Origin of the sequence: Rhodanobacter sp. T12-5 (assembly GCF_008329435.1) — a bacterium.
In the GTDB taxonomy this organism is placed as follows: Bacteria; Pseudomonadota; Gammaproteobacteria; order Xanthomonadales; family Rhodanobacteraceae; genus Rhodanobacter.
In genome coordinates, this window is the sequence record NZ_NPKN01000001.1 from 351,195 (window position 1) to 373,027 (window position 21,833).

At 67.7% G+C, this 21,833-nt stretch carries 15 protein-coding genes; 14 read left to right on the top strand and 1 reads right to left on the bottom strand.

Going from position 1 to position 21,833, the window contains the following annotated elements; genetic code table 11:
- The first annotated feature begins 4 nt into the window (after nt 1-4).
- The 7 genes from pilQ to CIW53_RS01570 all read left to right on the top strand — a co-directional run bounded on the left by pilQ (nt 5) and on the right by CIW53_RS01570 (nt 9,438).
- Nucleotides 5-2,233 carry a type IV pilus secretin PilQ gene (gene pilQ / locus CIW53_RS01540; protein ID WP_149362941.1) on the top strand — a complete coding sequence of 743 codons (2,229 nt, stop codon included), beginning with the start codon at nt 5-7 and terminating at the stop codon, nt 2,231-2,233.
- 182 nt (nt 2,234-2,415) lie between these two features.
- On the top strand, nt 2,416-3,411 hold the full coding sequence (locus CIW53_RS01545) for a MoxR family ATPase (protein WP_149362942.1): 996 nt from the start codon (nt 2,416-2,418) through the stop codon (nt 3,409-3,411).
- Nucleotides 3,408-4,343: a DUF58 domain-containing protein gene (locus CIW53_RS01550; protein ID WP_149362943.1), complete on the top strand. Its 936-nt coding sequence runs from the start codon at nt 3,408-3,410 to the stop codon at nt 4,341-4,343. Before CIW53_RS01545 ends, CIW53_RS01550 begins: the two co-directional genes overlap by 4 nt.
- A complete protein-coding gene (locus CIW53_RS01555) occupies nt 4,343-4,873 on the top strand; it encodes a DUF4381 domain-containing protein (protein ID WP_242451729.1) in 531 nt (176 codons plus the stop codon). Before CIW53_RS01550 ends, CIW53_RS01555 begins: the two co-directional genes overlap by 1 nt.
- Nucleotides 4,866-5,852, top strand: coding sequence for a VWA domain-containing protein (locus CIW53_RS01560; RefSeq protein ID WP_149362945.1), 987 nt, complete (start codon nt 4,866-4,868; stop codon nt 5,850-5,852). The genes CIW53_RS01555 and CIW53_RS01560 overlap by 8 nt, the downstream gene beginning before the upstream one ends.
- Entirely contained in the window at nt 5,849-7,723 is a 1,875-nt protein-coding gene (locus CIW53_RS01565; RefSeq protein ID WP_149362946.1) for a VWA domain-containing protein, read from the top strand. The genes CIW53_RS01560 and CIW53_RS01565 overlap by 4 nt, the downstream gene beginning before the upstream one ends.
- Nucleotides 7,723-9,438, top strand: a complete 1,716-nt coding sequence (locus CIW53_RS01570) for a BatD family protein (protein WP_149362947.1) — start codon at nt 7,723-7,725, stop codon at nt 9,436-9,438. Before CIW53_RS01565 ends, CIW53_RS01570 begins: the two co-directional genes overlap by 1 nt.
- A 108-nt stretch (nt 9,439-9,546) precedes the next feature.
- Here CIW53_RS01570 and CIW53_RS01575 read toward each other — a convergent pair whose 3' ends face one another.
- On the bottom strand, nt 9,547-10,092 hold the full coding sequence (locus tag CIW53_RS01575) for an O-acetyl-ADP-ribose deacetylase (RefSeq protein WP_149362948.1): 546 nt from the start codon (nt 10,090-10,092) through the stop codon (nt 9,547-9,549).
- A 67-nt stretch (nt 10,093-10,159) separates the two neighbouring features.
- On the opposite strand from CIW53_RS01575, the gene CIW53_RS01580 reads away from it, so the two are divergent.
- The 7 genes from CIW53_RS01580 (at nt 10,160) to CIW53_RS01610 (ending at nt 21,794) form a co-directional block, all read left to right on the top strand.
- Nucleotides 10,160-10,615, top strand: a complete 456-nt coding sequence (locus CIW53_RS01580; protein ID WP_149362949.1) for a MarR family transcriptional regulator — start codon at nt 10,160-10,162, stop codon at nt 10,613-10,615.
- Between the two features lie 218 nt (nt 10,616-10,833).
- Entirely contained in the window at nt 10,834-11,952 is a 1,119-nt protein-coding gene (locus tag CIW53_RS01585) for an efflux RND transporter periplasmic adaptor subunit (protein ID WP_149362950.1), read from the top strand.
- Nucleotides 11,949-15,059 carry an efflux RND transporter permease subunit gene (locus CIW53_RS01590; RefSeq protein WP_149362951.1) on the top strand — a complete coding sequence of 1,037 codons (3,111 nt, stop codon included), beginning with the start codon at nt 11,949-11,951 and terminating at the stop codon, nt 15,057-15,059. Before CIW53_RS01585 ends, CIW53_RS01590 begins: the two co-directional genes overlap by 4 nt.
- 31 nt (nt 15,060-15,090) lie before the next feature.
- A complete protein-coding gene (locus CIW53_RS01595) occupies nt 15,091-16,551 on the top strand; it encodes a Wadjet anti-phage system protein JetA family protein (RefSeq protein WP_149362952.1) in 1,461 nt (486 codons plus the stop codon).
- Nucleotides 16,548-17,195, top strand: coding sequence for a DUF4194 domain-containing protein (locus tag CIW53_RS01600; RefSeq protein ID WP_149362953.1), 648 nt, complete (start codon nt 16,548-16,550; stop codon nt 17,193-17,195). Before CIW53_RS01595 ends, CIW53_RS01600 begins: the two co-directional genes overlap by 4 nt.
- A complete protein-coding gene (locus CIW53_RS01605) occupies nt 17,179-20,613 on the top strand; it encodes an SbcC/MukB-like Walker B domain-containing protein (protein ID WP_242451730.1) in 3,435 nt (1,144 codons plus the stop codon). The genes CIW53_RS01600 and CIW53_RS01605 overlap by 17 nt, the downstream gene beginning before the upstream one ends.
- A complete protein-coding gene (locus tag CIW53_RS01610) occupies nt 20,610-21,794 on the top strand; it encodes a Wadjet anti-phage system protein JetD domain-containing protein (RefSeq protein ID WP_149362954.1) in 1,185 nt (394 codons plus the stop codon). The genes CIW53_RS01605 and CIW53_RS01610 overlap by 4 nt, the downstream gene beginning before the upstream one ends.
- Nucleotides 21,795-21,833 lie beyond the last annotated feature (39 nt).

Consider the following 21,833-nt stretch of genomic DNA (forward strand, 5'->3'; position numbering starts at 1 on the left):
TGTCATGCGCCATGCGAGCCGTTACATGTTGATGGGCCTGCTGATTGCCGGTGCCACCTGGGCCAGCGCCGCGATGGCCGCCAGCACGACGCTGAAGAACATCAGCTATGACGCGCTGCCAGGCGGCAGCGTCGAGCTGCACATGGATTTCGCCGGCGGGCCGGTGCCGCAACCGAAAATCTTCACTACGGGCACTCCCCCGCGCATTGCGGTGGACTTTGCCGATACCGACAATGCCGCTGCGCGTCACCTGGATATAGGCAAGGGTTCGACCTCCGGTGTATCCGCGGTGGCAGCCGGTGGCCGTACCCGCGTGGTGGTCGAGCTGATGCGGGACTCGACCTACCGGTCACGCATCGAAGGCAACAGCTTGATCCTCACCGTCAATAACGGTACCGCGGATCAGTCCGTCACCACGGCAGCCACCATTGATCCTTCCAAGGCGCTGCCTTCGAGTTCCGATGGCCCGGCCATCTCGAATATCGACTTCCGGCGCGGACCCAATGGCGAGGGCCGCGTGCTGATCAATTTCAGCGGTAGCGGCGCCAATGCCCAGATGACCCGTCAGGGCGACAAGATTCATGTTCGCATCGATCACGCCAACTTGCCGGCCAATCTTGCCCAGCGCCTGGACACGCTGGACTTCGCCACCCCGGTGCAGTCGATCGTTACCCACGCCGGCATGGGCGGCGGCGCCGACCTCGAGATCGCTGTCAAGGGCAACGTCGAAACTTCGGCCTACCAGACCGCTGACCAGTACGTCGTCGAGGTGGCGCCGAAGAAGGCCGAAGCCAAGGACGACAAGCTGGCCAAGATCGGCAAGGAGCCGAGCTACAGCGGCAACCGCGTCACTTTCAACTTCCAGGACATCCCGGTTCGCTCGGCACTGCAACTGATCGCCGACATTTCCAAACTCAACCTCGTCGCATCGGACAGTGTCGGCGGCAGCGTCACCCTGCGGCTGGTCAATGTGCCCTGGGACCAGGCGCTGGACGTGATCCTTCGCGCCAAGAGCCTGGACAAGCGTCGCAACGGCAACGTGATCTGGATCGCACCGCAATCGGAACTGGCGAAATACGAGCAGGACATCGCCGACGCCAAGATCAAGGCGCAGGACACCGCCGAGCTGGTGACCGACTACGTGCCGATCAGCTATGGCAAGGCGGCGGACATCGCCAAATTGCTGACGACGGGAAGCATGCAGGGCACGGGTGGCGGCTCCAGCAGCAGCAACGCCCCGCGGGGTTTCCTTTCGACCCGCGGCAGCGTGTCCTTCGACGAGCGCACCAACACGCTGCTGATCAACGACACGCCGGACAAGATCAAGCAGCTGCGCGATCTGATCGCCGTACTCGACAAGCCGGTGCAGCAGGTGCTGATCGAGTCGCGCATCGTCGTGGCCACCGACGATTTCACCCGCGAACTCGGTGCGAAGTGGGGCATTTCGGGTCGCCAGACCAACAGCAACAACATCATTACCACGGGGCCGACGGGTGATGGTGCGCTGAATTACGCCGTCGACAGCCATAATCAGGCGGTCAAGTACAACAACGCGTTGAGCGACTATGCCGCCAACGGCGGTACCGGTCCGCAGCCGCATCCGGGATCGGTCACGTTGCCGGGAGGGTTCAACGTCAACCTGCCCGCCGTCGGCGGCAGCAGCCTGGGCCTGGCCATCCTCGGTGCGAACTACGCGCTTGACCTGGAACTCTCCGCAGCGCAGACCGAAGGCCGCGGCGAAGTGATCTCCAGCCCGCGTGTCATCACCGCCAACCAGCAGGAAGCCGTCATTCGCCAGGGTCAGGAAATCGGCTACGTCACCTTCCAGAACAGCGGCGGCTCGGCTCCCGGCAGCGGCACCGCCACGGTGCAGTTCAAGGACGCCGTGCTGGAACTGAAAGTGACCCCGACGATCACCGCCGACAACCGCGTCTACCTGGCGATCAACGTCAAGAAGGATGCGCTGGCGGGCTATGTCGACGCCCCGGGCAGCGGCAAGATCCCGACCATCGACACGCGCGAGATCAACACCTCGGTGCTGGTCGACAACGGGCAGACGGTAGTGCTGGGTGGCATCTACGAAGTCAACAAGTCCAACACGATAAGCAAGGTGCCTGGTCTGGGCGACATCCCCGGCATTGGCGTGTTGTTCCGCAATACCGTGCGCTCGAATACCAAGGCCGAGTTGCTGATCTTCGTGACGCCACGCATTCTCAGCGATACGCTGCAGTAAATCCTTCGCGACGAGAAAGACCAGAGGCGGCTTCGGCCGCCTCTCTCTTTTCTGCTCCGCCGCGGAGCGCGTCGCCGATAAAACTTCTGGCGCCGACTGCGGTCTGTAGCACGTCAAGCGATCTGCCGGCGCTGCCAGCGCGTGCGGTCGCGTCTGTGTCACGTCGAGAACGGAAACCGCTCATGGATATGCCCGAAACCGCGCTGCCAACCCGCCTGCAGCAATCCTTCATGCAACTTCGCGACGATCTGCAGCAATGCATCATCGGCCAGCCGCATCTGATTGAATGTCTGCTGGTGGCATTGCTGGCCGACGGTCATCTGTTGGTCGAGGGCGCACCAGGCTTGGCCAAGACCACGGCGGTGAAGGCACTGGCGGCGCGGATCGAGGCGGATTTCCACCGCGTGCAGTTCACTCCCGACCTGCTGCCGGCCGACCTCACCGGTACTGACGTGTTCCGGCCGCAGTCGGGAAGTTTCGAATTCGAACGTGGCCCGCTGTTCCACAACATCGTCCTGGCCGACGAGATCAACCGCGCGCCGGCGAAGGTGCAGTCGGCACTGCTGGAGGCGATGGCCGAGCAGCAGATCACCGTGGGCCGCAGCACGTGGCAGCTGCCCGAATTGTTCATGGTGATGGCGACACAGAATCCGATCGAACAGGAAGGCACGTTCACTCTGCCGGAGGCGCAGCTCGACCGTTTTCTGATGCACGTGACCATCGGTTATCCCGATGCGGTCGCCGAGCTGGCGATACTCAAGCTGGCGCGCGTACAGGCCAGCCGCCGCGCCCATCCGGTAGTCGCGCCGCCGGCCCTGCTGAGCCAGGCCGACGTATTCTCCGCGCGTGACGCGGCCATGGCGGTGCACATGGCGCCGGCGCTGGAGGAGTACCTCACCCAGCTGGTGCTCGCCACCCGCGATGCCGGCCGATACGGAGCGGAGCTGAAGCGCTGGATCGCCTGGGGCGGCAGCCCGCGCGCGACCATCGCGCTGGATCGGTGCGCGCGGGCGCAGGCGTGGTTGGCCGGACGCGATTACGTGTTGCCCGAGGATGTGCACGGGATCGCACACGAAGTACTGCGCCACCGTGTGCTGCTCAGCTACGAGGCGGAGGCTGAGGGCGTGCGGCCGGATCAGGTGATCGACCGCCTGCTGGATCTCGTGCCGCTGCCGTGAATGTCGCAGATACACATCCTGTCGACGGCGATGGCCGCAGCCAGGTCTCATTGGCCGAGCTGATCGCGCTGCGTGCGCGGGTCGGTCGCGCGCGCATGGCACCGCTGCTGAGTCGCGCCATGCGCAACGGGCAGCAGTCCAGCCGTCTATACGGCCGCGGCATGGACTATGCCGAATCCCGTGTCTACCAGGCCGGCGACGACGTGCGCCGGCTCGACTGGCGGCTGACGGCACGCAGCGGCAAGCTGCATACCAAGTTGTTCCAGGAGGATCGCGAGGGCTGCCTGCTGATCCTGCTCGACACGCATGCCAGCATGCGCTTCGGTACGCGGGTGCGCTTCAAGTCGGTGCAGGCGGCGCGCGCGGCGGCGGCCGCAGCCTGGTATGCGGTGCGCGCCGGCGAGCGGGTCGGGGTGATGGCGTTCGGGCATGCAGAGCAATTGCTGCGGCCGAAGGCCGGCCCGCGCGGAGCGCTGGCGGCTTGCGGTGCATTGGCCGACTGGGATGCGCAGTCCGTGTCCGGCAAGGTCGAGCCGCTGTCCACCGCGCTGGCGCGTGCCAGCCGCGTACTGCACGGTGCCAGCCGTGTGCTGTTGATCAGCGATGGCTTCAGCTGCGATGCAATGGCCCGGCAAAGCCTGCTCGACCTTGGCCGGCATGCTGGCGTCAGCGTGCTGGTGGTGGCCGATGCGCTGGAGCTGCGACCGGCACCTGCAGGGCGCTATCCACTGGAACATGCCGGCCAGCGTCGCGAAGTGCTGCTACATTCCGATCGACAACGTCTGGATTTCCAGCGCGCCCTGGGCGCCGGTCCGGCCCGACTGGGCGAACTGGCTGGCTCGTTGGGTCTGCGCAGCTGCAGCATCGACACCGTGGCCGATCCGTTCGATGCCGTCAGCGGCCTGTTCGGCGGTGCGAGGTCGGCCCGATGATGGCGGTGACAGCTCCGTCCTCGGCTGCGTCGCCGGGTCCGAATCTGCGCGATATCCATCTGCCGCCGCAGCCGTCCTGGTGGCCGCCGGCACCGGGATGGTGGTTGCTGGCGGTGCTGTCGCTGGCGCTGTTGCTGCTCGGGGTTTGGTGGTGGAATCGGCGCCGGCGCGTGCTGCGCCAGCGGCAACAGGTACTGTCGGAACTCGACCGGCTCGTGCTGCAACACCGGCAGGATGGCGATCACGCCACGCTGGCAAGTGGCATGCACCAATTGCTGCGTCGTGTGGCACGTCGTCACGTCGCACAGGCCGCGCATCAGCGTGGTGAGGCGTGGCGCCAGACGCTGGCGCGCGTTCCGGTGGACGCATCGACGCTGCAGCACCTGATGGCGCTGGATCAACTTATGTATCGTCCGCCGGCTTCTTTCGACGATGCCGACGCGGTCGCGGCAGCGGCGCGGCAGTGGCTGCGGCTGGCGCTGAAGCCGGCGAGCTGGAAACCGGCAATCGCGGAGCACGCGGATGCCTGACTTCATCTGGCCATGGGTCGTCGTGCTGTTGCCATTGCCGTGGTTGCTGCGCCGCTGGCTGCGCCCGGCAGCGCCCGGGCAGGCGCTGCATCTGCCGCAACCGGGCCTGACGCTGGCCACGGTTGCCGGTCGCCGCATGACGGGCATGACGCCTTGGCTGCTGGCGCTGGCGTGGCTTTGCCTGCTCGCCGCGGCGGCGCGGCCGCAATGGGTCGGGCCGCCGCAGGCGCAGCAACGCAGTGGACGCGCATTGATGCTGGCGGTCGATTTGTCCGGCAGCATGCGCACCGAGGACATGCAGCTGGCGGGCCAGCCGGTCGACCGCTTCGGCGCCGTCGAGGCGATTGCCGGCGACTTCATCAGCCGCCGCAGCGGTGACGAAATGGGACTGATCCTGTTCGGCAGTCAGGCCTTCCTGGTGACGCCGCTGACCTACGACCTGTCGGCCGTGCGCGCACAGTTGCAGGGTGCCGCGGTGGGGCTGGCCGGCACCGAGACGGCGATCGGCGATGCCATTGCGGTGGCGGTGAAGCGCCTGGCGGCGCTGCCCGAGCAGGCGCGCGTGCTGGTGCTGCTCACCGACGGCGTCAACAACGCCGGCAGCATTGCGCCGCGCGAGGCGGCGCGCGCAGCGAAGGCTGCCGGCGTGAGGATCTACACCATAGGCATCGGTGCCACCCGGATGCGCATTCCGGGATTCTTCGGCAGCCAGCTGGTCAATCCTTCGGCCGATCTGGATGCCGGCATGCTCACCGACATTGCCACGCAGACCGGCGGCCGCTTTTTCCGCGCCACCGACAGCAGCGAGCTGGCCGATGCCTATCGTGCCATCGACGCGCTGGAGCCGATGCCCCAGCAAGGCCCGACCCTGCGCCCTCGCCATGAACTGTTCCGTTGGCCGTTGCTGACCGCGATCTTGTTGCTGCTGCTGGCGATCGTGCCGCGCCGGTTCGGTCGTGTACGGGAGCCGGTCGCATGAGCGAGCTGTTGCAACAGTTTCATTTCCTGCGGCCGTGGTGGCTCGCCGCGTTGCTTGCATTGCCGCTGCTCGGCTGGTTGGGCATGCGTCGCAACGTGGCGCAGCTGGAACTGTCGCGACTGGTCGACGCCGAACTGTTGCCGCATCTGCTGCAAGGGCGCGTCGCCAACCGCAGCCTCCCGGTATGGCTGTTTGCGCTGGGCTGGATGCTGGCCGCGCTGGCCTTGGCGGGTCCGACATGGAGCCGCGTCGAGCAGCCGCTGTATGCGAGCCGCGCGGCGCAAGTGGTGGCCATCTCCCTGTCGCAACACATGCTGGCGCGTGACGTGGCGCCGAGCCGGCTCGATCGCGCGCGCTACAAGGCGCGCGATCTGCTGGCGAGCAATCGCGATGGACTGAATGCATTGATCGGGTACGCCGGCGAGGCGTTCGTGGTGGCGCCCCTGACCTCCGACGCCAGCAGCCTCGGCGACCTGCTCGATGCGATGGCGCCCGACACCATGCCGCTGGATGGCGACAACGCAGCCGCGGCGATCGAGCGCGGCGTGGCGCTGATCCACGACGCCAAGGCCAGTGGCGGTTCGCTGGTATTGATTACCGATCAGGCCAATGCCGCCGCCGATGCGGCCGCACGCAAGGCGAATGCCGCCGGCGTGCGGGTATCGGTGCTCGGCGTGGGCACGCCGCAGGGCGGCCCGGTGCCGCTGCCCGAAGGCGGCTTCCTGCACGATGCGCAAGGCCACATCAGTCTCGCCCGTCGCGACGATGCCGCGCTCGGCGCGCTGGCTGCCGCCGGCGGCGGCCGCTACGTCGCGATGACGGCGGATCATCGCGACGTCGATGCACTGCATGCCCAACTGCGCACCGCGCCGGCCACGGCGGCGGCCGGGCAGGTCGGCGATGAATGGCAGGATCGCGGGCCATGGCTGGTGCTGCCGCTGCTGCTGATCGTCGCGCTGGCGTTCCGTCGCGGCTGGTTGTTGCTGCTGCCGCTGATCGTATTGCCGCTGTTGCCGACGACGGCTGTGGCAACGACATGGTCCGACCTGTGGCAGCGCCCCGACCAGCAAGCGGCGCAAGCGTTGAAACAGGGCCAGGCAAAACAGGCACAGCAGCTTGCGCGCGATCCGGCGTGGCGTGGCGCGGCGGCGTATCGCGCTGGCGACTACGCTGCCGCGGCGCAGGCGTTGCGACAGGCGCCCGGTGGCGACGCCGCCTACAACCTCGGCAACACGCTGGCCCGCCAGGGCGAGTATCGGCAGGCGATCGCCGCTTACGACGATGCGCTGAAACTCGATCCGGCCAATGCCGACGCGAAGGCCAACCGGAAGGCAGTCGAGGACTGGCTGAAGCAGAAAAACAAGCAACAGTCGCCGGATCAGAAGAAGCATGAAGGTCACGGTGGCGGCAAGAACCAGTCGTCGCCGGGTGATCAGGGCAAGCCGGATTCGGCGCAGAAGAAATCTGCGCAGGACGAATCCGGATCATCCGGCCCGAAGGGTCCGGACGGCAAGTCGCCGCCACCGGAACGGTCCGGCAAGGACGGTTCCGGGCAAGGCAAGGCGGAAACCCCGCCAGCACAGACCGCGCAGCAACAGGCTGCACAAAAGGCGCAGGCGGAGCAGGCACAACAGGCGCTGAAAAAGCAGATGGATCAGGCCCTGGCCGGAAAACAGAAACCCGCCGACAGCACGCCGCCGCATCAACTCGGTGCGGTGGACGCAGATGACCCCCAATCGAAGTTGCCGGCGGACCTGCAGCATGCATTGCAGCGGGTGCCGGACGATCCGGGAGCGCTGTTGCGGCGCAAGTTCCAACTGGAATACCAGCAGCGCCACGGCGGCGCGCCACTAGAGGATGGACAGCCGTGATGTTTCGACGATTCGTGGGGGTGTGGTTGCTGGCGACCCTGCTGTTGCCGGCACTGGTCCATGCGGCCGATGTGCAGGCAACGCTGGACCGCAGCAGCGTGCAACTGGGCGAAACCGTCACCTTGAACCTGCGCGTCGAAGGCGCCGGCGGGCGGGTGACCATGCCGGATCTTGCCGGGCTGGGCCAGGATTTCAGCATCCTCGGCACTTCGCAAAACCGCAGCATCAGCGTCGTCAACGGCACGACAAGCTCGACCCTGACTTTCGGTATCGCGCTGCGCCCGACGCGTGTCGGCAGCTTGACGATTCCGGCGTTGAACGTGGCCGGAAGCCAGACCCGGCCACTGCAACTGCAGGTAACCGCGCCCGATCCGGCGGCTGCGGCTGCGGTCGGCCAGGACGTTTTCATGGAGGCCCGGGTCGAGCCCGCGCATGGCTATGTCGGGCAGCAATTCAGCTATGTGGTGCGGCTGTACTACGCCACCAGCATCAGCAGCGGTTCGCTTGGCGCACCGCAGGTCGATGGGGTCGAGGTGAGTCGGGTCGGCGACGACCTGAATTACGACGGCCAGCGTGGCGGGCGCTCCTATCACGTGCTTGAACGGCGTTATGCACTGGTGCCCCGGCACGCCGGACATTTCGACATCCCTGCGCTCGGATTCCAGGGCGAGGCGATCGATCCCACCGACCCGAACAGCTTCTTCGGCGCCAGCACGCCGATTTCGGCGAGCGCGCCGGCGGTATCGATCGAGGTGCAGGCGACGCCGGCCGATTGGGGCAAGAGCGCATGGCTGCCTGCGCGCCAGTTGAGTCTGAGCCTGGATGGTTGGCCGGGCGCGAATGAACAGGTGAGGGTGGGCAAGCCGTTGAACCTGACCATGACCCTGCAGGCCACCGGGCTGCCGTTCGAGGCATTGCCGGCATTGAGCCTGCCGGCACTGGACGGCGCCACCGTGTATCCGGACAAGCCGGTCACCGGCACGCACAATGATGGCCCGTGGGTCGTCGGTCGACGCCAGCAGGCGTTTGCGGTCGTGCCCGAGCGAGCCGGGACGCTGACCTTGCCCGCGATCACCGTGAAATGGTGGAACGTGCTGACCGACAAGATGGAAGTGGCGCAGATCCCTGCCCGCAGCGTGACGGTGTTGCCGGCGGTCGGTGCAACAGACGTCCAGACGTCCATACCCGCGGGCAGCGCAAGCGCAAGCGCCATCGCCGCGGCGAAACCCGCTGTCGTGACGCCGGCCTCCTCGTCGTCCGTGCCGTGGCGCTGGATCGCCCTGGGCAGTGTCGGCCTGTGGTTGCTCAGCGTGGCGGGGTGGTGGTTGTGGCGGCGCCGTGCGCGCACGCCGCGGGCAGTCCTGCCGGTGGCGCAGGCGTCAGCGTCAGCGTCGGTGCGCAGCTGCCGGCTGGCTTTTCTCGCCGCGGCGCATGGCAACGATGCGGCGGCACAAGTGCGCAGCCTGCTGGCCTGGGCGCGGATGGAACGGCCAGCGATCCAGCATCTGGGCGAACTGGCGTCGGCGCTGGACGATGCGTCGCAGCGCGCGGCGATCGCCGCCCTGCAGCAACGCCACTACGCCAGCGCACCGCCGACCGACAGCAGCGCCAACCTGGCGGAGGCATTCAAGCGCGGCTTCGTCTGGCGTGCTGCCGATGCGCCCGGCGGCGATTCGGCGTTGCCGCCGCTGTACCCGTTCAAGCTGCACGATTGACTTCTGCACGCTCCGTTCGCGGCGCATGCGCGACCTCGCCACTCCGTTCGCGCTGCGCGCAGTTCGCATGGCGAACGAAGTCGAAGCGCCAACCCAACCCGCTGCGGCTCATGTCGTTGGCGAACGGGAAGGTCCAACGGCATCGAGCGCGTCCTGGAAAATCGCATGCATGTCGCCGCTGAAACAGCAGAGCGTCACCTCGATAGCCTCATTGCCGGCCAGCTCATCGCGCAAGGTGGCGATGGCCACGCCAGCCGCCTGCGCGGCGGGATAACCGTAGACGCCGCAGCTGATCGCCGGGAATGCGATCGTGTGCAATCGATGTTCCCGCAGCAGGCGCAGCGCGTTGCGATAGCAACACGCCAGCAACCGTGCCTCGCCTGCGGTGCCGCCGTGCCAGACCGGGCCCACCGTGTGGATCACGTGGCGCGCGGGCAGCCCGAAGCCGGGCGTGATGCGCGCCTCGCCTGCCGGGCAGCGCACGCCCGACGCGGATTCCGGTAGTGCCCGGCAAGCCTCCAGCAAGGCCGGCCCGGCCGCGCGATGGATCGCGCCATCCACGCCGCCGCCGCCGAGCAGGCTCGGGTTGGCCGCGTTGACGATCGCGTCCAGGCCCAGCGAGGTAATGTCGGCAGCGATGATCTTCAGGGGCATGGCTTCGGAGAGGATGGCGGCTTATGCTTCAGGCAGGTATTTGGGTGTGATCGGGCGGCGACGAACCATGGCGAAAACGGAAGACATTTCCTTCGGCTATCTGCTCAGCGACGTGACCTTGCTGTTCCGCAAGCACTTCGACCGGCGTGCGGTGAAGTTCGGCCTGACCCGGGCGCAATGGCGTGCGACCAAGATGTTGTACCACCGCGAAGGTTTGCGGCAAACCGAGCTGGCCGACTTCCTGGAAATGGAACCGATCGCGGTGGGTCGGGTGATCGATCGGCTGCAGGCCGCCGGCTTCGTCGAGCGCCGGCCCGATCCGAAGGATCGGCGTGCCTGGCGCCTGCATACCACCGAGCAAGCGCGGGTGATCGTGGGCGACATGGAGCTGATCGCGCGCGACTTGCGCAAGGACGCCACCCGCGGCATCGAGCCTGGCGAACTGGAACAGGCGCTGGCGGTGATCACCCGGATCAAGGACAACCTGCTCGCGCTGGAACAGGTCGACGCCGGCCTGCCCTGAACGGCTCGCGGCACGAGCCTTACCAGTGCCATTGGTCGGGGTCATTCGGTCAGGCATTCGCGGCATAGTGGCTGCTTTCGGTCGCCACAAGGTCAACCCCGACCCGGCGGCCGCGTTGTTACCCGTTTGATGCCCGCCTGGCCCACGCCTCCCCGACCACCCAGGCTCACCCGTCGCCATGTTCCGCTTGTGGCGCGAAGTTCGAGAATCGTTCGCGCATGTCCTGGAAAAAATTCGCCCTGATCGCAGCCGTCCTGTTGGCGGTGGCGCTCGCACTGCATCTTGGACGCCGTGCGGCGCACGGTGCGGACCCTTCCGTCGCCGCCGCACCGGTGCCGGTGCAGGTTGCCGCTGCCACGCAGGGCGATATCGAACTTTCCCTGAAGCTGGTCGGCCGGGTCGAGGCGTGGTCGACGGTGACGCTGCGGGCGCGGGTATCCGGCCAGCTCGAGTCGCTGTCGTTCAAGCCGGGTACGCTGGTGCGCAAGGGCAGCGTGCTGGCGCAGATCGATCCGCGGCTGCTCAAGGCCCAGCTGGACCAGGCGCGCGGCAGCGTGGCGCGCGACCGCGCACAGTTGCAGAAGGCGCAGGCCGACCAGCAACGCTACGCCGACATGCTTTCCCGCGGTTTCGTTTCCAAGGCCGACTACGACCTGTACAAGGCCAATCTTGCCGTGGCCAGGGCCACCCTGCAGAGCGATCTGGCTGGCCAGGAGCTGGCGCAGACCCAGCTCGACTACGCGCAGATCGTCGCGCCGTTCGACGGCATCACCGGTGCGCCGCTGGTGTATCCGGGCGCGCAGATCAGCGCCGACAGCACCGACATCGTGGTGCTCAACCAGGTCGAGCCGGTGCGCGTCGCGTTCAACATCCCCGAAGACAGCCTGCCGGCCGTGCGCGCCGCGCAGCAAAAAGGTGCGCTCGACGTGCAGGTCGCGATCTCCGGCGATCACGCCGCACCGCTGACCGGTGCGCTGGAGTTCATCGACAATGCGGTCGATGCCAGCACCGGCACCATCGTGCTGAAGGCGCGTTTCGACAACGCCGATCACCGGCTCACGCCGGGCCAGTTCGTGCAGGTGACGTTGCCGACCACGCGGCTGGTGGACGTGGTGAGCGTGCCGGTGCATGCGCTGCAGAGTTCGACCAATGGCAGCTTCGTGTTCGTGCTCGGCGCCGATGGCAAGGTGCAGCAGCGCACCGTCGTCACCGGACCGACCAGTGGCGGACGCACTGTGATCGACAAGGGACTCAAACCCGGTGAAAAGGTGGTGACCGAAGGTCAGATGCTGCTGGTCGACGGCAGCTCCGCCACGGTCAAACAGGCTCTGCCATGAACATCCCCGAGCTCTGCATCCGCCGGCCGGTGATGACCACGCTGCTGATGACGGCGTTGCTGGTGTTCGGCATCGTCGCCTATCCGCAGCTGCCGGTGAACGAGTTGCCGAACGTCGATTTCCCCACCATCAGCATCAGCGCCAACCTGCCCGGTGCGTCGCCGGAGACGATGGCCTCGGCCGTGGCCACGCCGCTGGAAGGCAAACTGTCGACGATCGCCGGGATCAGCGCGATGAGCTCGACCAGCGCCCTGGGTTCCACCTCGATCACGTTGACTTTCGAGCTCGATCGCAACATCGACGCGGCCGCGCAGGACGTGCAGTCGGCGATTTCCTCGGCGCTGCGTCAGTTGCCCAAGGAGATGACCACGCCGCCGACCTTCCGCAAGGTCAATCCGGCCGATGCGGCGATCCTGTACCTGGCGATGAGCTCGTCGACGATGCCGCTGACCCAGGTCGACGAATACGCCGAGACCGAACTGGCCCAGCAACTGTCGATGGTCGATGGGGTGGCGCAGGTGAGCGTGTACGGCTCGCAGAAATATGCGGTACGGGTCAGCGTCGATCCGGACCGGCTCGCCGCCGCCGGCATCGGCATCGACCAGGTGCAGAACGCGATCGCCGATGCCAATGTCAACCAGTCCACCGGATCGCTGTATGGCCAGCGCCAGCAACTGCCGATCCGCAGCGACGGCCAGTTGCTGCGCGCGGCGGCGTACAACGACGTGGTGGTGGCGTATCGCAACGGCGCGCCGGTGCACGTGCGCGACATCGGCGTGGCACGCGACAGCGTGCAGGACGACCAGAGGGCCAGCTCGTACAACGGCACCCGCGCGATCGTGCTGGCGATCCAGCGCCAGCCCGGCGCGAATACGGTGGCCACGGTCGATCGGATCAAGGCCGTGCTGCCGAGTTTCCGTGCCGGCCTGCCGCGCTCGGTGAAGCTGGAAACGCTGTATGACCGCTCGCAGTCGATCCGCGCCTCGGTCGACGACGTGCAGTTCACCCTGCTGCTGGCCGGCGCACTGGTCGTGTTCGTGATCTACCTGTTCCTGGGCAGCCTTTCCGCCACGCTGATTCCGGCGGTGGCCTTGCCGATCTCGGTGCTCGGCACGTTCGGCGTGATGTATGCGCTCGGCTACAGTCTCGACAATTTGTCGCTGCTGGCACTGACCCTGTCGGTCGGTTTCGTGGTCGACGACGCGATCGTGATGCTGGAAAACATCGTGCGCCACATGGAAGAAGGCGTGCCGCCGTACGAGGCGGCGTTGCAGGGTGCCGGCGAGATCGGCTTCACCATCTTTTCGATGACGCTGTCGCTGATCGCGGTGTTCATCCCGGTGATGTTCATGGGCGGCATCGTCGGCCGGCTGTTCCACGAGTTCGCGATCGTGATCAGCGTGGCAATCCTGATTTCCGGCATCGTGGCGATCACGTTGACACCGATGTTGTGCAGCCGCTTCGTCAAGGCGCATGGCGACGAAAAGAAGAATTGGCTGGTCGGCAGTTTCGACCGTGGCTTCAGCGCCGTGCAACGCGGTTATGCAGGCAGCCTGCGCTGGTGCATGGACCGGCCGCGGGTGGTGCTGGCCGCGTTCGGCCTGAGCCTGCTGGCCACCGCGTTGCTGTTCTACGTCGCCCCGAAGGACTTCATTCCGGCCGGCGACAACGGCACCTTGCACGTCAACACGGAAGGGCCGGAGGATATTTCGTTCGACGGCATGCTGTCGCGGCAGCAACGGCTGGTAGACATCGTGGCCAAGGATCCGAATGTCGCCGGTTACATGTCCAGCATCGGCGCCGGCGGCTCGCGCAACACGGTCAACAACGGTTCGATCCTGCTGCTGCTGAAGCCGGCCGACCAGCGCAAGCTGGACATCGACGGGGTCATCGATGAGTTGCGCAAGAAGCTGGCCGGGGTGACCGGCATCCGCGCCTATATCCAGAACACGCCGGCGATCCGCATCGGCGGGCGCCAGTCTAAGGCGCAGTACCAGTACACGCTGCAGTCGATCGACATGCCTGCGTTGTACGACTGGAGCGGCAAGGTCACCCGCGCATTTTCCGCGTTGCCCGGCTTCGAGGACGTCACCAACGATCTCGATCTCAACAGCCCCTCGATCGTGGTCAAGGTCGATCGCGCCAAGCTGGCGCCGCTCGGGCTCACCATGGCCCAGGTGCAGACCGCGCTGGGCATCGGCTTCGGCGAAAACCAGGTCTCCACCATCTACGGTTCGGCCACCCAGTACTGGGTGATCCTGCAGGTCGAGCGCAAGCTGCAGGATGACCCGTCGGTGCTGTCGCAGCTCTACGTCACCTCGAACAGCGGCACCCTGGTGCCGCTCAGCGCGGTAGCCAGTTTCAGTCGCGAACCGCAGGCACTCACCGTGAATCACCAGGGCCAGTTGCCGGCGGTGACGGTGTCGTTCAATCTCGCGAAAGACGTCAGCCTCAGCGATGCGGTCGCCAGGATCGACGGTGCGATGCAGAAGATGGGTCTGCCGGCCACCATCAGCGGCAGCGTGCAGGGCACCGCGCAGGCGTTCCAGCAGTCCATGCAGGGCATGGGCATGCTTTTGCTTCTGGCGGTGTTCGTGATCTACCTCGTGCTGGGCATCTTGTATGAGAGTTTCATCCATCCGCTGACGATCCTGTCCGGCCTGCCGGCGGCAGCGGTCGGTGCGTTGCTGACCCTGGTGATCTTCCACGCCTCGCTGGACCTGTTCGCCTTCGTCGGCATCGTGATGCTGATCGGCATCGTCAAGAAGAACGCGATCATGCTGATCGACTTCGCGCTGGAGCGGCAACGCGAGGAGGGCATGGCGCCGGCGCAGGCGATCTTCGAAGCCTGCCGCGTGCGCTTCCGTCCGATCATGATGACCAGCATGGCGGCGATGGCCGGCACGCTGCCGATCGCGCTGAGCATCGGTGCGGGTGCCGAAGTGCGTCGCTCGCTGGGCCTGGCGGTGGTCGGCGGCCTGGTGTTCTCGCAGGTGCTCACGCTGTACCTGACGCCGGTGATCTACATCTACATGGACCAGCTGCAGCAGCGCTTCGCGCACAAGTCCCGCCCCGGCGCCAGGGCACTCCCGGATAGCAGGCCCTGAGGCGTTCTTGTCGCATAATCCGCGGATGAAGATGTCCCGGACGGAGCTCCGCCTGACCACGACTGGAACGCCGCCGCTGTTCGCGGTGCTGCCCGCCGGCCTGTTCGCCCCGCTGGCCGCCGCCAATCGCGAGCGCTACTGGGAATTGTTGTACCGGCTGTTCGAGCAGTTTTTCGGCCCGGACGCGCCGCTGCCGCCGAGCATCGGCTTCCAGCGCCGCGAGATCACTGCCGCTCTCGAAAACTATCTGCTCACCGACGATCCCTGGGAAAGCGAAGAGGGCGACGTGCCCGGTGCCTCGCTCATCGACCGCGCCAACGCCATCCACGAACGCTTCCGCTCCACCGGCTGGCTGCGCCAGGAACGCGTCGGCGCGCGCGAGATGGTCTCGATGACGCCGGCGGTGTCGCAGTTCCTCTCCACCCTGGTGGAGTTCGCCGAGCACGGCCCGACCTTCGTCTCGGCCAAGGTGCGTTCGATCGAGCTGCAGCTGCAGCAGGTGATCGAGGGCAAGGCCTTCGGCGACGCGCTGGACGAAGCGGCCGACCAGGCGCGCCGGCTGCTGGTTTCGCTGTCGTCGATGAGTTTGAAGGTGCGTGACCTGATGCCGGAGCTGAGCCGCGCGGAGACCACCGCGCAGTTCGCGCGGCAATGGTTCGAACACTACGTCTCCAGTTTCTTCGTCGGCGACTACGCCGACCTGCACAAGGCCGACCATCCGCTGGCGCGGCGCAGCGCGATCCTCTCGATGGCGCAGCAGATCGAGGGCACTGCGTTGCGCGAGACGATGCTCGGCTGGTACCGCGAACACCTCACCGGCGGCGACCTCGAGCGCGCGGAGCTGCGCATGCAGCGCAGCCTGCGCCGGCTGTACGAACTGGAACGCATCGACGAATACCTCGGCCGCCTGGACGAGGACATCCGCCAGGCCAACCGGCGCGCGCTGGCCTTCCTCGATTACCGCCTGCGCGCGCCGGACAAGCTCGACGTGCTGCTGCGCCGCGCCTGCCGCGGCGTGCTGCAGGCGCCGGAAGACGCGCTGCGCCTGCCGGTGGCGCCCGGCCCGCTGATGGACGATGCGCAACTGCGCCCGCCGCGGCGCAAGCCGCAGCCGATCCCGCGCAGCGCCAACGCCATGCAGCAGCCGACGCCCGAACAACTGGCGCGGCTGAGCCTGCTGCGACGGATGAAACGCGCGCGGCTGGTCAACGCCGAGGACATGGCGCGCTACGTCGGCCGCCACCTGCCGCCCGACGGCAGCGTGGATTCCGCGCAGCTGGCGATCGCGTCCATCGAGGACCTGCGCGCCTACCAGACCCTGCTTACCCTGGCCCTGCGCAGCCACCGCATCGGCGGCCTGCGTCGCGACGATCCGCTGGCGCGCCTGCTGCGCGGCTTCCGCGTCGAGCTGCTCGACGCCGGCGAGCCGGGCGACAACGGCTACCTGCGCGCGCCGCGCTTCGCCGTGCACCGATCGAAGAGAACCGCATGAAACGCAGCTGGAACACCCTCAGCCAGATGTCCAACGGCGTCTACGCCGTGCAGGACTTCGAGCGCGCCGCCTACCGCCTCGTCACCGAGCAGGTGCTCTACGCCAGCGACCGCGGCGCGCGCATGGCCTATCACCTGATCGAGGACCACTTCGACGACTACCTCGCCGCGCTGGCGCCGCTGGGCATCCGGCTGGAACGCAACGCGCACTACCGCTACGTGGTGGCGATGCCCGCGCACGGCGAAGGCACCCCGGTCACGCTGGAGGAGACCTTGCTGCTGCTGGTGCTGCGCCAGCGTTACGACGAGGCCGCGCGGCAGGGACAGATCGAGGACCAGGGCGAAGTGGTGGTGGAGCTGCCCGAGCTGCAGGAGGCCTACCAGGCGCTGGCCGGGCGGGCGATGCCCGACGTCGGCACGCTGCGCACGCTGGCGCGCACGCTCAAGCGCTGGGGCGTGTGCCGGCTGGTCGAGTCCGAGCGCGACGACCCGCAGCCGTTCCACCTGCGCGCGCGCCCGGCCATCGTCGAGGTCGTCGGCGAACAGTGGCTGCAGCGGCTGGACCAGCACAACCGCGACGACGATGAAGCCGACGACGACAGCGACGAAGCACAGTCCACGGAGGACGATGATGCAGCTGCTTGAGCGCGTGCACCTGGTGCAGTTCTTCCTGTTCGAGGCGCAGACCCTGACGCTGGACGCCACCAGCGCGATCATCGCGCCCAACGGCGCCGGCAAGAGCGCGCTGCTGGACGCCTTGCAGATCGTGCTGCTCGGCGGCGACCGCAGCCGCATCCGCTTCAACGCGCAGGCCGGCGGCAGCGCCCGCGCGCGCAGCATCCGCGACTACTGCCTGGGCGTCTACCGCAGTGGCGACGAGGGCCGCAAGCGGCGTACCGCCACCACCTACATCACCCTCGTGTTCCGCGACCAGGACAGCGGCGTGCCGCTGACCGCCGGCATCGCGCTGGGCGCTTCGGCAGACGAACCGGAACACCGTATCTACGGCCAATACATGCTGCCCGGCGTGGCGCTGGAACTGGACGACCACCTGGAGCGCAGCAAGGGCAGGGAGTTGCCGCTGGAATGGACCGCCTTCCGCGAACTGATCCTGCGCCGCTGCCGCGACGCCGGCAGCAAGCCCGAGCTGCATCCGACCAGCGAGCGTTTCGTCAAGGACCTGCTGTTCCGCCTGCGCGCCGCGCCCAGCGCCCATCCGGACCTCAACGCCTACCGCAAGGCGTTCCAGAACGCACTGAACCTGCAGCGCGTCGAGGACGTCGACCTGTTCGTGCGCACCCTGGTCGCCGAGGACCGCCCCACCGACATCGCCCGCTTCCGCGCTCTGCTGGAAACCTTCCGCCAGCTCAAGGAAAAGATCGAGCAGGTGGTGCAGCGCATCGGCGCCGCCGAAGGCGTCGAACAGCAATACGGCAGGATCGCCGCACAGGCGGTGCGCGCGGCCTCGTATCGCGCGCTGGCCGCCGAGTACGCGCGCGACCTGCTGGCCGAACAATCCGACCAGGCCGAGCAGGCCTGCCAACAGGCCGGCGACACGCTGGCCGCCACCCGGCGCGCCCTGCGGGAAGCCAACCTCGAACAGCAATCGGCCGAAGAGGCGCACGCGCAGGCCAACGCGCGCCTGCAGGGCAGCCAGGGCTACGGCGAGCAGGCGCAGTTCGACGAACTGGCGGCACGCGATCGCGCCCGGCTGGCGCAGGTGAAGAAGGAACTGCTGCGCGAGATCGGCTTCGTCCGCGACCAGTTCGCGGAGATCCGCAAGCTGGGCCTGCCCACCGTGGATGCCGGCACCCTGGCCAACGCACAGGCCGCATGGAGCGACTGGTACGCCACGCTCGCGGCACTCCCCAACGACGCCGGGCTGCCGTGGGAAGCCGAGTCAATGCACGCGCAGGCGCGCCAGGCATTGCTGGCGGCCAAGCCCTTGATTGGCGCCGTGGACGGCCACGCCCGTGCACGCTATGCCGCCCTCGAGGAAGCGCAGGGTCGCCTGGATGCCGCACGCCAGAACCAGAAGCGCCTCGCCGCCGGCCAGGCCGAACTGCACCCGGACGCGGTGCGCCTGATGAGCTACCTGCGCGACGAAGGCATCGACGCGCAACCGGTCTGCGACCTGGTGCGGGTGAAGGACCCGGCCTGGCAACCGGTGATCGAGGCCTACCTGCGCAGCAACGTCGAGGCCTTGCTGGTTCCCGCCGCCGACGAGGAGCGCGCGGCGAAGCTGTACCGCTCGCTGCAGGGCGGGCGCTCGGTCTACGGCGTCAAGCTGGCGCTTTCCAGCCAGGCGCGCAGCGGCCGCGGCGCCGAACGGCCGGCCGGCGACAGCGTGGCCGCGCTGCTGGACGGCGACAACGCCGATGCGCTGGCCTTCCTGCGCCGCCAGCTGGGCGAGCTGCGCTGCGTGGAAACGGAAGCCGAGCTGATCCGCAGCCGTCAGGGCATGACCCGTGACGGCCTGCTCGCCAAGGGTGGCAGCATCGAGCGCCTGCGCCTGCCGGCCACCTCCGATCTCAAGATCGGTGCCACCGACAGCCGTGCGCGCCAGCGCGTGCTGCGCGAGGAGATCGAAGCGGCCGAGCGCGACGTGCGCCAGCTGAAGCCGGAACTCGATCGCGCCGAAACCTGCCAGCGTGGCCTGGCGCGGCTGGCCGATCCCGACGAGGCGGCGCAGTCGCTGCACGACCGCGTGCTGGAGCATCGCCAGGTCGAACACCGTTACCGCGCGGCGATGGACAACCGCCAGGCCACGCTCGATCCCGACCTGCTGCGCCTGGGCGAGCAGGTGCGCGAACTGCACGAGCGCATGCTGGAATGGCGCAAGCAGGCCAATCGCCTGATCGGCGAGCAGGCACTGGCCGCGCGCGCCGTGGATGACGCGAAGAGGCTGCTCGAAGGCCTGCGCGCGCAGGAGGACATCGTCGCCCGCCGCGCGGTGGAGGCGTTCGCCGATCCGGATGTGGACAACCACCGCGTCGAGCGCCAGCGCGACGAACTGGACCTGAAGTTTCCCACCCTGGAAGAGCGCGGCAAGCGCTGCGAGGATCGTGCCCGGGACAGCGATGCCCAACTGGCGAAACTGCTGCCCGAAGCCTGGAGCGCGCTGTCGCAGTACGCCAGGAACCATGGCGTGAGCGTGGATTTCGCGCCCGACCAGTGGCGCCCGGCGCGCATGCTGCTGCAGAAGGAACTGACTTACCTGCGCGACACCGAGCTGGCCAACTACCAGGGCGAGGCCGACCAGGCCTACACGACGGCGGTGGAAACCTTCCGCGCCAACGTCGCGTCCGCGCTGTACGACAACTTCAGCAAGCTCAAGTACCAGATCCACACGCTCAACCGCACACTGCGCAGCAGCCCCGCGTTCTCCAACAACGAGCGCTACCAGTTCCACTACGAGGTCGCGCCGGAGTACCGCGAGCTGCACCGCTTCATCCAGCGCGTGGCCGATGTGGGCGGCGAAGACAACCTGTTCGGCAGCGCCGGCGAAGTGCCGACGGCCTTCCGCGAGCTGATCGAGGACAACGCCGCTGCCCGCACCGCAGCCTCGCCGCTGGACGACTACCGCCGCTTCTTCCGCTTCGAGGTGCAGATCCGCCAGGACGAACGCATCATCGGCACGCTCAGCGAGCGCATGCGCTCGGGTTCCGGCGGCGAGCATCGCGCGCCGCTGTACGTGATCGCCGGCGCCGCGCTGGCCGCGGCCTACGGCAAGAGCGAGGCGCATCCCGGCGGCATCGGCCTGATCCTGCTCGACGAATTCGGCGACAAGATCGACGCGCAGAACGCTCGCGCCACCGTCGATTATCTGCGCTCGCTCGGCCTGCAGCTGATCCTGGCCGCGCCGGACACCGCGCAAGGCACGCTTTCCGGCGTGCTGGAAAGCTACATCGAGCTGTTCCGCGACGGCGACCTGCTGCAGGCCGAGCGCATCGAGGTGAAGCAGGCCGCCCGCGAGCTGTTGCTCAGCGACCAGTTCGACCTGCATCCCGAATTGCTGGCCGAAGAGGCCGCCCGCATCGCCCGCGAGCAGGCGGCCACGTGAGTGCCTTGCGGCAGGTGCTGGACCGCCTGCTGCGCCGCGCCGAAAGCGCGCGCCTGCGCGGCGCCGACGAGCACGTCTCGCTGCCGATGATCAGTACTGCCGAGTATGCGTCGCTGCGTTCGCTGGACGAGCTGGAGCGTTTCCACGCCGAAGTCACCCTGGCCGAACGCGCAGGCGCGGTGACTGTGCGGCGCGAAGGCCGCAGCGGCGACGGCTCGCGGCTGCTGCGCCTGGGCGTGGCCGATCTTCCCGCACTGGCGCGCCACCTCGACGTGCCGTTGCTGGACGAACAGGTGGCCGAGGCCATGCAGAAGCTCGACGCATGGACCTTGCGCTTCCCGGCCGTCGTCGACGTGATCGAGGCCTGGCGCCACGGCCGCAAGGTGCGCGGCTGCGGCGCCGAGGCGGCCACCGAACTCGCACTCGCCGCCACGGCAGTAGCCGCACGCGCGGACGATGCCGGCCACGAGCGCATCCTGCGCCGCGAAAGCGTGCGCCTGTTCGGCGACAGCAAGCAACTGGAGAAACTCACGCCGTGGCTGGAAATCCTGGTGACCGGCGAACTGACCGCCACCGGCCTCTCGCGGGAAGAGGTGTGGTCGGCCATCGGCCTGCGCCGCGAACCGCAGCCGATGCTGCTGGCCGGCAGCGGTTCGGTGGAACTGGCCGTCGCCACGCTGCCGCTGGTGCGCCCTTACCTGGGCCTGCCGGTCGAGTCGGTGCGCGCGGTCGCGACGCCGGCGCGCTGCCTGCTGAGTATCGAGAACCTCGCCAGCTTCCACGACGCGGCAAGCGCGGCGCAAGCCGAATCGGTGCTGCTGATCTATACCGGTGGCATGCCGTCGCCGGCCTGGCGTGCCGCCTATGCGCGCATCCTTTCCCAGCTGCCGCCAACGTTGTCGATCCACCACTGGGGCGACATCGACGAAGGCGGCTTCCGCATCGCCGCGGTGCTGGCGGCCACCGCACAGTCCGCCGGTCACCGCCTGTTGCCGTGGATGATGTCGCCGGCCGAGCTCCCGCCGGACGTCGTGAAGCAGGCGAAAACCCCGACGAGCTCGGCACAGTCCGCCATGTTGCGCTGGGCCGAACGTTGCGGCTGGAGCGAGCTGGCCGTGCAACTGCGGCAGCGGCCGATCCAGCTGGAGCAGGAATCGCTGGACCCCGCGTTGCCTGATTGAGCCCGGGCATCCCGAAAAATCCGGCGCGTCGCCGCTGTC

Excerpts from the sequence above, each read along its gene's own strand:
- CIW53_RS01580 (WP_149362949.1), top strand. The coding sequence starts at position 10,160 with ATGGCGAAAACGGAAGACATTTCCTTCGGCTATCTGCTCAGCGACGTG.
- CIW53_RS01590 (WP_149362951.1), top strand. The coding sequence starts at position 11,949 with ATGAACATCCCCGAGCTCTGCATCCGCCGGCCGGTGATGACCACGCTG.
- CIW53_RS01575 (WP_149362948.1), bottom strand. The coding sequence starts at position 10,092 with ATGCCCCTGAAGATCATCGCTGCCGACATTACCTCGCTGGGCCTGGAC.
- CIW53_RS01570 (WP_149362947.1), top strand. The coding sequence starts at position 7,723 with ATGTTTCGACGATTCGTGGGGGTGTGGTTGCTGGCGACCCTGCTGTTG.
- pilQ (WP_149362941.1), top strand. The coding sequence starts at position 5 with ATGCGCCATGCGAGCCGTTACATGTTGATGGGCCTGCTGATTGCCGGT.
- CIW53_RS01565 (WP_149362946.1), top strand. The coding sequence starts at position 5,849 with ATGAGCGAGCTGTTGCAACAGTTTCATTTCCTGCGGCCGTGGTGGCTC.
- CIW53_RS01600 (WP_149362953.1), top strand. The coding sequence starts at position 16,548 with ATGAAACGCAGCTGGAACACCCTCAGCCAGATGTCCAACGGCGTCTAC.
- CIW53_RS01585 (WP_149362950.1), top strand. The coding sequence starts at position 10,834 with ATGTCCTGGAAAAAATTCGCCCTGATCGCAGCCGTCCTGTTGGCGGTG.
- CIW53_RS01605 (WP_242451730.1), top strand. The coding sequence starts at position 17,179 with ATGATGCAGCTGCTTGAGCGCGTGCACCTGGTGCAGTTCTTCCTGTTC.
- CIW53_RS01545 (WP_149362942.1), top strand. The coding sequence starts at position 2,416 with ATGGATATGCCCGAAACCGCGCTGCCAACCCGCCTGCAGCAATCCTTC.
- CIW53_RS01560 (WP_149362945.1), top strand. The coding sequence starts at position 4,866 with ATGCCTGACTTCATCTGGCCATGGGTCGTCGTGCTGTTGCCATTGCCG.
- CIW53_RS01595 (WP_149362952.1), top strand. The coding sequence starts at position 15,091 with ATGTCCCGGACGGAGCTCCGCCTGACCACGACTGGAACGCCGCCGCTG.
- CIW53_RS01555 (WP_242451729.1), top strand. The coding sequence starts at position 4,343 with ATGGCGGTGACAGCTCCGTCCTCGGCTGCGTCGCCGGGTCCGAATCTG.